At 65.6% G+C, this 13,545-nt stretch carries 13 protein-coding genes and 1 tRNA gene; 8 read left to right on the top strand and 6 right to left on the bottom strand.

Annotated features, from left to right (window positions below):
- Position 1: 1 nt before the first annotated feature.
- Positions 2–853 (bottom strand): division plane positioning ATPase MipZ, encoded by an 852-nt coding sequence (locus tag J6500_RS03440; RefSeq protein ID WP_225711261.1) that lies wholly within the window; start codon positions 851–853, stop codon positions 2–4.
- 304 nt (positions 854–1,157) lie between these two features.
- On the bottom strand, positions 1,158–1,946 hold the full coding sequence (locus J6500_RS03435) for a crotonase/enoyl-CoA hydratase family protein (RefSeq protein WP_225711260.1): 789 nt from the start codon (positions 1,944–1,946) through the stop codon (positions 1,158–1,160).
- Positions 1,947–2,054: 108 nt separating this feature from the next.
- Here J6500_RS03435 and J6500_RS03430 point away from each other — a divergent pair, with 108 nt between their 5' ends.
- The 4 genes from J6500_RS03430 to J6500_RS03420 all read left to right on the top strand — a co-directional run bounded on the left by J6500_RS03430 (position 2,055) and on the right by J6500_RS03420 (position 4,664).
- Positions 2,055–2,624 carry a TetR/AcrR family transcriptional regulator gene (locus J6500_RS03430; RefSeq protein ID WP_225711259.1) on the top strand — a complete coding sequence of 190 codons (570 nt, stop codon included), beginning with the start codon at positions 2,055–2,057 and terminating at the stop codon, positions 2,622–2,624.
- 37 nt (positions 2,625–2,661) lie between these two features.
- Positions 2,662–3,288: an SDR family NAD(P)-dependent oxidoreductase gene (locus J6500_RS03425; protein WP_225711258.1), complete on the top strand. Its 627-nt coding sequence runs from the start codon at positions 2,662–2,664 to the stop codon at positions 3,286–3,288.
- Positions 3,285–3,419 (top strand): hypothetical protein, encoded by a 135-nt coding sequence (locus tag J6500_RS31930; RefSeq protein WP_283842878.1) that lies wholly within the window; start codon positions 3,285–3,287, stop codon positions 3,417–3,419. Before J6500_RS03425 ends, J6500_RS31930 begins: the two co-directional genes overlap by 4 nt.
- A gap of 210 nt (positions 3,420–3,629) precedes the next feature.
- Positions 3,630–4,664, top strand: coding sequence for an LLM class flavin-dependent oxidoreductase (locus tag J6500_RS03420; RefSeq protein ID WP_225711257.1), 1,035 nt, complete (start codon positions 3,630–3,632; stop codon positions 4,662–4,664).
- Between the two features lie 98 nt (positions 4,665–4,762).
- Here the strand turns inward: J6500_RS03420 and J6500_RS03415 are convergent, their stop codons facing one another.
- Together J6500_RS03415 and J6500_RS03410 are read right to left on the bottom strand one after the other, a co-directional pair.
- Positions 4,763–6,328, bottom strand: coding sequence for a porin (locus J6500_RS03415; RefSeq protein WP_225711256.1), 1,566 nt, complete (start codon positions 6,326–6,328; stop codon positions 4,763–4,765).
- Between the two features lie 724 nt (positions 6,329–7,052).
- Positions 7,053–7,127, bottom strand: a tRNA-Gln gene (locus J6500_RS03410).
- Positions 7,128–7,359: 232 nt separating this feature from the next.
- On the opposite strand from J6500_RS03410, the gene J6500_RS03405 reads away from it, so the two are divergent.
- The 4 genes from J6500_RS03405 to J6500_RS03390 all read left to right on the top strand — a co-directional run bounded on the left by J6500_RS03405 (position 7,360) and on the right by J6500_RS03390 (position 10,856).
- Positions 7,360–9,138 carry an acyl-CoA dehydrogenase family protein gene (locus tag J6500_RS03405; protein WP_225711255.1) on the top strand — a complete coding sequence of 593 codons (1,779 nt, stop codon included), beginning with the start codon at positions 7,360–7,362 and terminating at the stop codon, positions 9,136–9,138.
- Positions 9,139–9,166: 28 nt separating this feature from the next.
- Positions 9,167–9,313 (top strand): hypothetical protein, encoded by a 147-nt coding sequence (locus J6500_RS03400; RefSeq protein ID WP_225711254.1) that lies wholly within the window; start codon positions 9,167–9,169, stop codon positions 9,311–9,313.
- A 133-nt stretch (positions 9,314–9,446) separates the two neighbouring features.
- The gene (locus tag J6500_RS03395) at positions 9,447–10,010 is read left to right on the top strand and encodes a DinB family protein (protein ID WP_225711253.1); all 564 of its coding nucleotides are present in this window, start codon (positions 9,447–9,449) and stop codon (positions 10,008–10,010) included.
- A gap of 114 nt (positions 10,011–10,124) precedes the next feature.
- Positions 10,125–10,856, top strand: a complete 732-nt coding sequence (locus tag J6500_RS03390; RefSeq protein ID WP_225711252.1) for an alpha/beta fold hydrolase — start codon at positions 10,125–10,127, stop codon at positions 10,854–10,856.
- Positions 10,857–10,868: 12 nt separating this feature from the next.
- Here J6500_RS03390 and J6500_RS03385 read toward each other — a convergent pair whose 3' ends face one another.
- Together J6500_RS03385 and paoC are read right to left on the bottom strand one after the other, a co-directional pair.
- Complete coding sequence (locus J6500_RS03385; RefSeq protein WP_225711251.1) at positions 10,869–11,015, bottom strand: hypothetical protein; 147 nt, start codon at positions 11,013–11,015, stop codon at positions 10,869–10,871.
- A gap of 317 nt (positions 11,016–11,332) precedes the next feature.
- Positions 11,333–13,540, bottom strand: coding sequence for an aldehyde oxidoreductase molybdenum-binding subunit PaoC (gene paoC / locus J6500_RS03380; protein ID WP_225711250.1), 2,208 nt, complete (start codon positions 13,538–13,540; stop codon positions 11,333–11,335).
- Positions 13,541–13,545: the final 5 nt, after the last annotated feature.

Raw genomic sequence — 13,545 nt, 5'->3', positions numbered from 1 at the left:
CTTATGCCGCATCGCGGCTCGCGGCGAAGGCTCCCAGCGGGCGCGCAACGAGATGGCCGAGCATGATCGCCATCATCAACCGCTCCATTTCGAGCCTTGCGGTGACATGCGACATGGTCGGCCGCGCATTGAGCGTGAGCTGGCTGACGTCGTCGATCGCCGTCAGCCCGCGCGGATAGAATTCGCGGAAGATCACCCGTTCGGCCAGCCCGTCGACCAGTCGGAAGTTCAGCGTCTTCGACAGCTCGCTCAGGGCTTCGCCGACCAGGCGCTTGTTACGCGACCCGAGCGTGGACAGCCGATTGCGCAGCACCACCCACTCGAACGCCGGTTGATCGTGGGCGCTGCGCTCGCGCCGCGCCGCCTCCACCATGTTCGAATAGTGGCTGATCCCGGTGACCTTGAAATCGTTCGGATCGACGGTACCGAGCACGTCGAAATCGAGGAAGCTGTCGTTGAGCGGCGTGATCAGCGTATTCGCCAGCGAATGCGTGAACGTCGTCAGGTAGGTGTCGTGGCCAGGGCAGTCGATGACGACGAAATCATGCGTGCGGCCGAGCCGTTCGACGATCTCGGCAAGCGCGCTGCGGCCGAGCGTCTCGACCTCGCTGGTCCGGCCGCCAACCGTCTCGAAGCACATATGGGTCGGAACGCCGAGGTCATGGGACGTCTCGCGCGCCCAGTCCCGCCGGTTATCGATGTAATGGGTGAGTGACTTCTGCTTGTTGTCGAGATCGATGGTGGCGACACGCTGACCCGCCTTGATCAGCGCGATGGCGACATGCATGGCAATTGTCGATTTGCCGGAGCCGCCCTTGTTGTTTCCTACGACAATTATGCGTGCGTTTGTCATGCGAATCCTTACGGACGCTTGAGTCAAAGCGGGACGAAAATTGACTAAATGAAAGTTGGCTGAGTACGGAATCGAATCTCCCTGATTCGACGAATCTCGACAAGAGTCGTCGCGGCATCGTCATGATCGAAATGCGGCCGGTTGCGACATCATTGCCACAAACAGCCTCGTACGGATCGTGAACGCGACCAAGGCGCGATGAGATCGGGTTGAGGCGTTCATCGCGCTTCAGCGCCTTGTTTGCGCATGATCTCTGCGCAAACGCTTCGCGTTTGTCGCGAGGGAAAATCGCTTCGCACGCGCTCTAACGCCCCTGAAATACGGCGGCGCGGCGTTCGACGAACGACTTGATGCCCTCGGCCGCGTCGGCGCTGCCCAGCACGCGCGCGCGGATCTCCGGAATGACCGCGATCGCCGCCTGTTCGCCGGCCTCGATGAACTTGCGGCCTGCCTCCTTCGTGACCTGGATGCCGAGCGGCGCGTTGCGGGCGATGATCCCGGCGAGCGTCATGGCACGCTCGATCTGCTGTCCCGCCGGCACCACTTCCTGCACGAGGCCGATCCGGTGCGCCTCCGCCGCCGAGAACTCGTCGCACAACAGCAAGTGATACATCGCATCGCCCCATCCGGCGCGGCTGATGTAGCGGAAATGCGCGCCGGCGAGCGGCGCGATGCCGCGTTTGGCCTCCATCTGGCAGAAGCGGCTATCATCAGCGGCGACGACGATGTCGCCGGCCAGCATCATCTCGATGCCAACCGTGAACACGATGCCTTGGACCGCGGTGACGATCGGCTTCCGGCACCGCTTCGACAATCCGAACGGATCGACATTGCCCTCCGGCAGCGGCTTGCGCGTCGCGGTCGGGCCGAAGAATTTCGGCATGTCGAGGCCGGCCGTAAAACTGTCACCGGCGGCACAGAGCACGCCGACCCAGAGCCCTTCGTCATTGTCGAGCAGCGTCAGCGCGTCGGACAACTGCTCCATCATCTCCGGGCTGAACGCGTTCTTCTTTGCCGGATTGTCGATGACGATCTGCAGGATGCGGTCATGCCGTTCGTAGCGGACCCGCCCTTCACTCGCGCTGCCGGTCATCTGTTCCTCCCATGCTTGTGACTGCATAATCCTGGATGATGCTTGTCATCCTGATAGATGATGGTCATAATACTGAATGAGCGTCAAACACGAACGAGGTGACGCGCGATGGGACATTCCCAGGCCGACAAGGCCAGGAGCCGCCGACGCATCCTGAACGAGGCCGCGACCCAGATTCGCGACAAGGGTTTGGATGCGCTCAGCATCGGCCATTTGATGCAGCAGGTGGACCTCACCCACGGCGGCTTCTACGGGCACTTCGCGTCGCGCTCGGAGCTGATCGCCGCGGCGCTCGAGCGGGCGCTGGTCGCGGGCGAAGCGCGGGCGCGCGCCTCGCGCGACTCCAACAAATCGGTCAGCGTGACTGCGCTGGCCCGCAGCTATCTCAGCCGCGCCCATCGCGATACCCGCAAGTCCGGCTGCGCGATCGCGGCGCTGATCTCCGACGTCGGCCGCGCCGATCCGCAATGCCGCGCGGTGATGGAGCCTTACATCGAAGCCTTCATCGCCAAAGTCGCGGAGACGTTTGGCGACGATGACAATGCCCGCGCCACGATGGCAGTGAGCGCAATGGTCGGCGCGCTCGCGATCTCGCGCGTGATGACAGATCCGAAGCGATCCGATTCCGTCTTGCGCACGGTGCGGGACGGCATCGCCGCGATGGCGTCGGATGCGTGATCCTGCCCGCTACGCGGGCGCATTGATGGAGTGAGCCATGAACGATCGATCCGTCCTCGAGCCGACCGCCGTGCAGGGCAGTGTGCTGATTGCCGGCGTCGGCGCGTCGCACGGACTTGGCGCGGCGATCGCGCGCCGCTTTGCCGCCGGCGGCTATCCCGTTGCGATCGCCGGCCGCAATGCCGACAAGCTTGCCGAGACCGCGGCCGAGCTCGCCGCCAGTGGCGCGACGGTCGCGCATGTCGTCGGCGACGCTTCCAATGCAGCCGATGTCGCCCGCTTCGTCGCGGCCGCAGAAGGGCTCGCGCCGCTGGCGATGGCCGTGCACAATGCGGGCTCCAACCGGCCGGCGCCGTTCCTGAAGGTCAGCGAGCAGCGCTTCGAGGAGCATTGGCGCGAGCATGCGCTCGGCGGCTTCCAGCTCGCGCAGGCCGCGATCCCGGCACTGCTGAAGCGCGGCGGCGGCACGCTGGTGTTCACGGGCGCCTCCGGCTCGCTGCGCGGCAAGGCCAATTACGCGCCGTTCGCTGCGGCCAAGGCCGCGCTGCGCGCAATGGCGCAGAGCGTGGCGCGGGAATTCGGGCCGCAGGCATTCATGTCGGTCATGTCGTGGTCGACGGCGGCATCGAGGGCGATCGCCTGCTCAGCCTGCGTCCGCAATTGAAGGACGACCGCGGGCCGGACGGGCTGCTCAACATCGCGGCCATCGCCGACGCCTATTGGGTGCTGCATCACCAGCACCGCAGCGCCTGGACGCTGGAGCTCGACCTGCGGCCGTGGGCGGAAGCGTTCTGACAGCGCCCTGCCCGCCGTCCGCCGGATGGAAACCCAGCGTTTCAGCGTATGGTCTTGTTCCGCCGCGAACAGCCTCTAGTTGCTAGGTATCTCCAACCAAGGCTCCACAGCGCAGCTTTGCGGGAATAAACACCGCAATGTGACTTCCGGCCTGCGTGCGATGGGTAGCGCGTGGCGGATCTTCGCCGCGTCGACAAACTGGACTGACCGATGACGACCTCTCTCGAATTTGGCCTCGACACGTTCGGCGACGTCACCAGGGACGCCGCCGGCGCGGCGCTGCCGCACGCCCAGGTGATCCGCAATGTCGTCGAGGAGGCCGTGCTGGCCGACCAGCTCGGCATCGACTTCATCGGGCTCGGCGAGCATCACCGGGCCGATTTTGCGATCTCCTCCCCCGAGACCGTGCTGGCGGCGATCGCCGCTCGGACCAGCAGGATCCGCCTCGGTTCGGCGGTGACCGTGCTAAGCTCGGACGATCCGATCCGGGTATTCCAGCGCTTCGCCACCGTCGATGCCGTCTCGAACGGTCGCGCCGAGGTAATCCTCGGCCGCGGATCCTTCACCGAATCGTTTCCGCTGTTCGGCTTCGACCTGCGGCAATACAGCGAGCTGTTCGAGGAGAAGCTCGATTTGTTCACCGAGCTGCTGAAGCAGCAGCCGGTGAGCTGGCAGGGCAAGCTCCGCCCGCCGCTCGACAACCAGTCGGTCTTTCCGCCGGTCGAGCACGGCCGGCTGAAGACCTGGATTGGCGTCGGCGGCAGCCCCGAATCGGTGGTGCGCGCGGCGCATTACGATTTGCCACTGATGCTCGCGATCATCGGCGGGGACCCCAAGCGGTTTGCGCCCTATGTCGACCTGCACAAGCGCGCCTACGAGCAGTTCGGCCGCGCGCCGCAGCCGGTCGGCGTGCATTCGCCGGGCTATGTCGCGGAGACCGATGCCCAGGCACGCGAGGAGCTGTGGCCGGACTACAAGGTGATGCGGGACCGCATCGGCAAGGAGCGCGGCTGGTCGCCGATGGGCCGCGACGAGTTCGTCTCCGAAGCCGAGCACGGCTCGCTTTATGTCGGATCGCCGGAAACTGTCGCACGCAAGATCGCGGCGACCGTCAAGGCGCTCGGCAGCGCGCGCTTCCAGCTGAAGTATTCGGCGGGCCCGCTGCCGCACGAGAAGCTGATGAAGAGCATCGAGCTCTACGGAAACAAGGTGGTGCCGCTGGTACGCGACCTGCTGGCGGCGTAAGGCGCCCGTCCTCAGTCGCAATATCGGTCACCATAAAAGCAAAACCCCCGGCGGTCGCCCGCCGGGGGTTTGTTAGATCGTGATCAGATCAACCGGTCTTACCAGTTGCGCTGAGCGCGGAGCAGGAGGCTGACGGTGTCCTGGTCCTTCATTTCGTACAGGGCAGCCGGCTTGCCGATTGAACCGCTCGGCAGCGAGACGACACCCGTGTACTTCTGGTCCAGATGCGTCCAGATCACGTCGGCCGAGAAGGTCAGGTTCTTGACCGGGGTCCAACGGGTGATCAGGCCGAGCTGGGCGATGTTGTAGTCGGGGTTGCAGGAGGTCAGGCCAGTGCCGGCCGCCGAAGCGAGCGTGGTACGGACCGTACCACCGACACCGCCGATGCCGCAGAGCAGCGTCTTGGACGTGTCGTTGTACATCACAGCGGCGTAAGCACCGTAGATCGCCGTGTTCCAGTAGGGGTTCCAGTTGTGCGTGTAAGCACCACGGAAGCCCCAGGTCTTGATCGTCTGCTGCTGGATGCCAGCGGCGAAGATCGTATCAGGCGCGAAGCCGATACCGACGCTCTGGTAGAGGCCCGGAATGTTGGTGCCGCCGTAGATCGTGTTCGCACCAGCCGCACCAGCCAGATCCTGGATGTTGTAGCGGGTCGCACCATCCGTGTAGACGCCCTGGACGTTGATCGTGTCGCCAGGTCCGGTCGGGATGTTCTTGATCGACAGAGCCAGCGCACCAGCCCAGCCCCACTTGTCGTCCGGATGACCGGTCAACTCGGTGGCGCCGTAGTAGGCAGCGTGGTTGTCATGCGCAGCGACCGACGCCTGGAACAGACCCCAAGCCTGGTCGACACGCAGCATACCGACGAAGTCCGGCGAGATCGTGCCGGCGTAGTCGCTGGCTCCGTACGGGCCGCCGGCGCTGAGGTTGTTCACGCCAGCCTGGTAGTAGGCAGCCTGATCCTGAGCCGACAGAGCGAGCGACACGCCGTTGCCGAATTCAGCGGTGTAGGTGAACTGGTTGACACCAGTGACCGTGCCGCCGCCGCCGACGAGACCGTCGTAGTTGTTGCCCGGATAGTTCTGCCACGGAGCCGAGAACTGCGACACCGCCTTACCGATGGTGAAGCCGGCGAACTGGATGAAGGCGTAGTAGACGCCGACTGTGCCGTAGGAACCGTTGCCGGCGCCCGCGTTGTTCGGAGCCGAAGCCGGGGCAACCGTGCCGCCGCCGCCGAGCGGAGCGTAGACGGTCGCGCCGGGAGCCGCACCGTTCACGCCGTAGTTGTCGGTGGTCCAGGTGAAGGTCGCATCGAAGAACGTACGAACCACGCCGTACTCGGTCGCGGTGCGCGTATCGATGTTCAGGTCTTCACGCGAACGCCAGGTGTAGCCGTTGGTGAAACGGTTGTTGGCGCCGCCGAAGCTGTTGGTGTTGCCGGTGTAAACCGAGTTGGCGTTCGCGAGAACTTCAACGCGCAGGTAGCCGCCCAGCTTGATGCAGGTGTCGGTGCCCGGGATGTAGTAGAAACCGGGACCATACAGGGAGCAAACCTTCACGTACTCGACCGCTTTGGCCTTGACGGGAAGATCGGCCGCCTGAGCTCCGCCGACCGCGACGAGTGCCGCCGCCGAGCCGAGGATAAGGCTCTTAACCATCTTCATGTTAAACCTCCAAGTTGCTCTATCTCAGGGAAGGTTCCGGCTCCGCTGGGTAAGACACCCTCAGGTTGGTTCCCTTAATCCCCCTCAACCCGCTTAGTCGCTTCGCGCCTTCGGACACACCCGCTGAACGCGAGGGACTTAAGCGAACCACCTAGAACGGGACGACCTTGGGATGCCCCCCTCCGTCGTAGTTCCATATGAGACAGAAGCCCCCCGATCACGCAACAAAAGACAGCTTCGTTTCGGCTCAGTTTCGACTGTTTTCGGGCGGATGTTGCGAAAATATCACGGGCATGTGAAGCTCAGGCCGCTTACAACCTATTGAAATACCTTGTGAATATTTGCAATACCGTTGCCCGCCGTGAATTTGGGCAACAATGGGGGGAACGAAAGGCATGGCGCCGGCCCTGGGGAGAACCGCGGGGAATCGGCCCCCACTCCAGCCGCGGTGATTCCGGTGTCCGGCCCCGCTTTCGCCGCAAAATGTTTCGGAGCATGAACGACATAGCGGCGTTTTGATACCGTCAATTCCGCCCTCAAGAGGCCCCCGTCCCCCGGAGGGAATCTCATCTGTCCGGGACAAGCGCATGCGGCGGCGCCGCCGGCCGGTTCAGGTCGCAAGGCGCGTGCAGATCGATGGATTTATTCTCTTCATGCGGCCCGCGACGAAAAAAGCTCCGCTGCCGGCGCCGGGCGGACGACACATCGATGTAGCAATCATCGCTGGCTGGGGCGGGAGGGATCGAACCTCCGAATGGCGGAATCAAAATCCGCTGCCTTACCGCTTGGCTACGCCCCAACGCGCCGATCGAAGGCCACGCCGGTCTATAGAGTGCAATTGGCCATTTCAACAGGGCAGCGATCGAAATCGGCCGACGGTCCCGCGGATGTCGCCACGGACCCACCCTTATAGTGCGTCGCCGCCACGGCTGAAACCATCCGCGTCCGCAAGGCAGGCCGGGCTCGCAGAGTTGAGAGGCGACGGGTTTCATGGGATGACAATTCCCAAACGCCTCGTCGGGAGTAACGCCATGACCTACCGTGCACCGATCAACGACATCCTGTTGTCCCTCAATCACGGCGCGGGCCTCGCCGCCGCCGTTGCGGCCGGCCATTACGGCGATTTCGACGGCGACATCACCGCCGCGGTGCTGGAAGAGGCGGGCAAGTTCGCCTCCGACGTGCTGGCGCCGCTCAACAAGGTCGGCGACGAGCACGGCATCAAGCTCGATGACGGCAAGGTGACGACCGCGCCCGGCTGGCCCGACGCCTATCAGCGCTGGACCGCGGCAGGCTGGAATGCGGTGTCCGGACCGGAAGCGTTCGGCGGCCAGGGCCTGCCGCTCGCGATCAACGCTGCCTGCACCGAGATCTGGAGCGCGTCGAACGTCGCCTTCGGCCTCTGCCCGCTGCTGACGCTGTCGGCGATCGAGGCGCTCGATGCGCATGGCAATGCCGAACTGAAGAAGATCTACCTCGAGAAGCTGGTCACCGGCGAATGGACCGGCACGATGCAGCTCACCGAGCCCAACGCCGGCTCCGACGTCGGCGCGCTGCGCACGCGGGCTGAGAAGCAGGCCGACGGCACCTACCGTCTCAAGGGGACGAAAATCTTCATCACCTATGGCGAGCACGACATGACCGACAATATCGTGCATTTCGTGCTGGCGCGGCTGCCCGATGCCCCTGCCGGCACCAAGGGGATCTCGCTGTTCCTGGTGCCGAAATTCCTGGTCAATGCCGACGGCTCGCTCGGCGCGCGCAACGACATCCATGCCTCCGGCGTCGAGCACAAGCTCGGCATGCACGCCTCGCCGACCTGCACCATGACGATGGGCGATAAGGGCGGCGCGATCGGCTATCTGATCGGCGAAGAGAACCAGGGCATGCGCTGCATGTTCACGATGATGAACCAGGCGCGGCTCGGCGTCGGCCTTGAAGGCGTCGGCATCGCCGACCGCGCCTATCAGCAGGCGTTGGCTTATGCGCAGGAACGCAAGCAGGGCAAGGCAGTCGGCCGCAAGGGCGACGGCATGGACCCGATCATCGTGCACCCCGACGTCAAGCGCATGCTGATGCAGATGCGCAGCATGACGGCGGCGGCGCGCTCGATCTGCTACGCCACCGCGGTCGCGCTCGACATTTCGGTGCGCGCCAAGGACGCCAAGGTGCGCGCTGCGGCCGCCGCGCGCGGCGCACTGCTGACGCCGATCGCAAAAGCGTTCTCCACCGACATCGGCAACGAGGTCGCCTATCTCGGCGTGCAGGTGCATGGCGGCATGGGCTTCATCGAGGAGACCGGCGCCGCGCAGCACTACCGCGACGCCCGCATCACCTCGATCTATGAGGGCACCAACGGCATCCAGTCGATCGACCTCGTCACCCGCAAGCTCGGCGCCAATGGCGGCGCCTCGGTGTGGGCGCTGCTCGACGAGCTCGCCGCCACCATCAAGCAGGTCGAGACCTCCAACGACCCGGCGTTCGGCACCACCGGCGCCAAACTGCGCGACGCGCATGCCGCGCTGGAGCGCAGCAGCAAGTGGCTGCTCGAACGCCTCGCCGCCGCGCCGAACGAGGCGCTGGCCGGCGCGACACCCTACCTGCGGCTGTTCGGCGCCACGCTCGGCGGCTGCATGCTCGCCGGCGAGGCGCTGGCTGCCAAGGCCAACGGCGAAGGCGAGCCGCAGCGCTACGTCGCCCTCGCCCGCTTCTTCGCCGAGAACATCGCCGTGCAGGCGCCGTCGCTGGAGAAGACGGTGACCGAGAGCGCCGAGGCGGTGGTCGGCGCGGATGCGGTGCTGGCAGGCTAACGGGATCGACGGCCACCAGCCGGGCCGATTGATCCTTCGAGGCTCGCAAGAGCTCGCACCTCACAATGTCGAGCAGGTCGAGAAGTCGGTGGAGGACGTGCAGATCGAGGCCTCGCGCCGCGACTGCGCCTTCCGTGGTGTCGTACGCATCTCGGTCGGCGTCGGCCTGATTTAGGCCGCGCCGAACGGGCCGCTGCGGTTCGACTATGCCGTGCGGACGGCCGAGTGTGGCGGCAAGAAGCGCGCCTTTGCACGCCGAGCGTGCTAGATTCTCATCGCTATCGTGCACTCAGCTGATGAGGACAGACATGCCCGCCGGCCTCGTTCAGACCTTTCGCGGCTTTGCCTACAACAATGCATGGGCCAACCATCGCCTGCTGACGGCCTGCGCCGGTCTTGGCGCGGCCGAATTCGCCGCGGCGCGGACCGGGTTCTTTCCGAGCCTGCAGGCGACGCTGAACCACATCTATATCATCGACCTGTTCTACATCGACGCGCTGGAGGGCGGCTGGCTCGGACCTAAGGCGTGGGCCAACGAGGTGCCCTATCCCGCGGTCGACGCGCTCAAGCGGGCACAACGTGCAATGGATCAGCGGCTGATCGACCACTGCGATGCGCTGACGCCGGAGCGGCTCGACGATGTCGTCAGGATCAATCGCGACACCACGGTGCAGACCGAGCGGCGCGACCGCCTCCTGATGCACCTGTTTCAGCACCAGATCCATCACCGCGGCCAGGCCCATGCGATGCTGTCGGAAACCGCGGTCAAGCCGCCGCAGCTCGACGAGTTCTTCGCCGCCGGCGAGGCGCCGCTGCGCGCCCATGAGTTCGCCGAGCTGGGCTGGACCGAATCGACCATCTGGGGCGGCTGACGGCGCGGGAGCACCGCGCACCGACATGCATGACGGGTTCCCGCATGCGACTGCAGGTCTTGAATCCGGCGCTCGCCGCCCTCACCTCCCGATGGAACGTGGGGAACCTGCCAAATGCCTTTCGCCAGCCATCGCGGCCAGCGCATCCATTATACCGTCGAAGGGACCGGCCCGCTGATCGTTTTGCAGCACGGCCTTCTGCTCGACGCCGCGAGCTGGCGGGAATGTGGCGTTGTTGCGGCACTCGCCGATCGCTTCCGCGTCGTCTGCATCGACTCGCTCGGGCATGGCCTGAGCGACAAGCCGACCGACCCTGCGCTCTACGGCCAGGCGCAGCGCGCCGGCGACATCGTCGCCGTGCTCGACGATCTCGGCTGCGAGCGCGCGCATCTCGTCGGCCACTCGATGGGCGGCTGGCTCGCGGTGGGCGTCGCCAGGTATTTCCCGAAGCGGCTGGCGTCGCTGGCGATCGGCGGCTGGGATTTTCAAACCGGGCTGCCGCGCGGCAACAGCGGCCCGTTGACCTACAGCGCCTTCATCACCTTCGCGCGGCGTACGGTGCCGGAACTCGTCGCCTGGGTGACGCCCGATCTCGAAGACGGCGTGCGCGCCTGCTTCAATGCGATGGCCCAGCTCGACGGCGCCGAGAACGCGATTCTCGGCTCACAGGTACCGGTGCTGCTCTGGAACGGACGCGAGGATGGGCCACACGATCCGATGCTGCGGTTTGCCGAGGACAACGGCCTGCACGCGATGTCGATCCCCGGCGACCACCTCGGTGCGCTGTATCAGAACGGCCCCGTGATCGGCGAGCGCATCGGCGCCTTTATCGGACAGGCTAGCTAGCGGTCCGCGCGATCACGAAAACAGGAAGGTCCCGATCAGCAGGCCCGCGGCAAACGCCCAGAGCCCCAATGTGCAGGCTGAAATGACGCGGACGAGATTGCGGAAATCGCCGTCCTGCAAATCGCCGTCCTGCAAGGTCTCATGAACGCGATGGGTCACTTGCCGGCACCCCCTGCGGCGGCCGCCTCGACATCCCTTGGCATCCCTGCTCCCGGCGCGAGTCTCCACCCGATAGGGGCGCAAATCAAGGCCCGAGGCGATCACACACGCTCACGGTTTGGCACAAGTTATGCTGGAGGTTTACCCGCGATCAGGGGCGTTTTCGGCCCGATAATGGCCAAAAAGCGGCAGATAATTACCCCGCACCGGCCAACCGAGCGATGATCGGCGCCGCGTAGCCCGCATGAGCGCAGCGACATGCGGGTCCGACGAGCGAAAGACCCGCATGTCGCTGCGCTCATGCGGGCTACGAGATCTTATCCAACCTCGGGCAGCTGCCCGATCAGTTTGTCGAGCGTGATCGGATAGTCGCGCACCCGGATGCCGGTCGCATTGTGGACCGCGTTGGCGACGGCCGCGGCGACGCCGCAGATGCCGAGCTCGGCAACGCCCTTGGCCTTCATCGGCGACGACACCGGATCGGTCTCGTCGAGGAAGACCATGTCCTGATGCGGGATGTCGGCGTGGACCGGCACCTCATAGCTGGCGAGGTCGTGGTTGATGAACAGGCCGTGCCGCTTGTCGACCACCAGATCCTCCATCAGCGCCGCGCCGACGCCCATCGTCATCGCACCGATCACCTGGCTGCGCGCCGCCTTCGGATTGAGGATGCGGCCCGCCGCGCACACCGCCAGCATCCGCCGCACGCGGATCTCCGCGGTGTCGGCGTCGACGCCGACCTCGACGAAATGCGCGCCGAAAGTCGACTGCTGCCAGGTTTTTGCAAGATCGCCATACTCGATGGCGTCCTCGGCGACGAGGCCGTCCTGCCCGGCGGCCTGCGCCAGCGGCACGCTGCGGTTTCCGGCACGGACCAGACCGTCGGCGAATTCAGCCTCATCGGAATTGAAGCCGAGCTTCTGCGCGATCGCCTCGCGCAGCTTGACGCAAGCAGCATAGACGCCGGCGGTAGAGTTGTTGCCGCCCCACTGCCCGCCCGAGCCGCAGGACACCGGGAAGTCGGAATCGCCGAGCCGCACCACCACCTTCTCCAGCGGCACGCCCATCATCTCGGCCGCGGTCTGCGCGATGATGGTGTAGGAGCCGGTGCCGATATCGGTCATGTCGGTTTCGACCGTCACCACGCCCTGCTGGTCGAGCCGCACGCGTGCGCCCGATTTGGTCACCAGGTTGTTGCGGAAGGCTGCGGCGACGCCCATGCCGACCAGCCAGCGTCCGTCGCGGACCTGGCCGGGCTTCGGGTTGCGCTGGCTCCAGCCGAAGCGCGCGGCGCCCTCATTGAGGCACTGCACGAACTGACGCTGCGAGAAGCGCCGCTCCGGATGCTCCGGATCGACCTGGGTGTCATTCTTGATGCGCAGCGCGACCGGATCCATGCCAAGTTTTTCCGCCAGCTCGTCAATCGCAATCTCGAGCGCCATCATGCCGGAAGCCTCGCCCGGCGCGCGCATCGCATTGCCTTCGGGCAGATCGAGCGCGGCCAGCCGCATCGCCGTCATGCGGTTGGCGCCGGCATACAGGAGCCGGGTCTGGCTGACGGCCGTCTCGGCCTCGCCGTCCTTGACGTTGCCGGACCAGCTCTCATGGCCGATCGCGGTGATGGTGCCGTCGCGGTCCGCGCCGATGCGGATGCGCTGGATCGTCGCCGGCCGGTGCGTGGTGTTGTTGAACATCAGCGGGCGCTGCAACGCCACCTTCACCGGGCGCTTGGCGGCGCGAGCGCCCAGCGCGGCGAGCAGCACGTCGGCGCGCAGGAACAGCTTTCCGCCGAAGCCGCCGCCGATATAGGGCGAAATCAGCCGCACCTTGTCCTTGGGGATACCGAGCGTCTGCGCCAGATCGCCCGCGCCCCAGGCGATCATCTGATTGGAGGTCCAGACCGTGAGCTTATCGCCGTCCCAGGCCGCGATCGAGGCGTGCGGCTCCATCATGGCGTGCCCTTGGTCCGGCGTGGTGTAGCGCGCGTCGAGCTGCACCGGCGCGGCCGCGAAGGCCGAGGCAAACGTGCCGACGGCGGTATCCGCCGGGCCGCCGAACGAGGGTTTTGGCGCAATCGCACCGTCGACGCCGGCCGCCAGATCGAATTTGCCGTCGGCCTTTGAATAGTCGATCCGGAGCAGTTGCGCGGCAGCGCGCGCCTGCTCGAACGTCTCGGCGACCACGAGGGCAACGGCCTGGTGATAATGCGCGATCTCGGGACCGCCGAGCAGCGGCGCCGCGTTGCGTTCGCCCTTGCCGAGCTTGCCTGCATTGTCGGCCGTGACGATGGCGAGTACGCCGGGCGCGTCTTTCGCCGCGGCGAGATCGATCGCGTTGATCCGCCCCTTGCCGATCGCGGCACCTACGATATAGCCGTAGGCCTGGTTCGGCACGACATCGTGCCGCTCATAGGCATAGGGCGCGGTGCCGGTGGTCTTCAGCGGCCCTTCGATCCGGCTGGTCGGGTGGCCGACCACTTTGAGCTGGTCGATCGGGTTGAAGGTCGCGGGATGTTCAAAGCGCATGATTG

It is taken from the genome of Bradyrhizobium semiaridum, from assembly GCF_020329505.1.
Classification (GTDB): domain Bacteria; phylum Pseudomonadota; class Alphaproteobacteria; order Rhizobiales; family Xanthobacteraceae; genus Bradyrhizobium; species Bradyrhizobium semiaridum.
This window is presented reverse-complemented; position numbering and strand designations above follow the sequence as displayed.

What these genes read in the sequence shown, in the direction of transcription:
- J6500_RS03440 (WP_225711261.1), bottom strand. Translation starts at nt 853, where the DNA reads ATGACAAACGCACGCATAATTGTCGTAGGAAACAACAAGGGCGGCTCC.
- J6500_RS03435 (WP_225711260.1), bottom strand. Translation starts at nt 1,946, where the DNA reads ATGACCGGCAGCGCGAGTGAAGGGCGGGTCCGCTACGAACGGCATGAC.
- J6500_RS03430 (WP_225711259.1), top strand. Translation starts at nt 2,055, where the DNA reads ATGGGACATTCCCAGGCCGACAAGGCCAGGAGCCGCCGACGCATCCTG.
- J6500_RS03425 (WP_225711258.1), top strand. Translation starts at nt 2,662, where the DNA reads ATGAACGATCGATCCGTCCTCGAGCCGACCGCCGTGCAGGGCAGTGTG.
- J6500_RS03420 (WP_225711257.1), top strand. Translation starts at nt 3,630, where the DNA reads ATGACGACCTCTCTCGAATTTGGCCTCGACACGTTCGGCGACGTCACC.
- J6500_RS03415 (WP_225711256.1), bottom strand. Translation starts at nt 6,328, where the DNA reads ATGAAGATGGTTAAGAGCCTTATCCTCGGCTCGGCGGCGGCACTCGTC.
- J6500_RS03405 (WP_225711255.1), top strand. Translation starts at nt 7,360, where the DNA reads ATGACCTACCGTGCACCGATCAACGACATCCTGTTGTCCCTCAATCAC.
- J6500_RS03395 (WP_225711253.1), top strand. Translation starts at nt 9,447, where the DNA reads ATGCCCGCCGGCCTCGTTCAGACCTTTCGCGGCTTTGCCTACAACAAT.
- J6500_RS03390 (WP_225711252.1), top strand. Translation starts at nt 10,125, where the DNA reads ATGCCTTTCGCCAGCCATCGCGGCCAGCGCATCCATTATACCGTCGAA.
- paoC (WP_225711250.1), bottom strand. Translation starts at nt 13,540, where the DNA reads ATGCGCTTTGAACATCCCGCGACCTTCAACCCGATCGACCAGCTCAAA.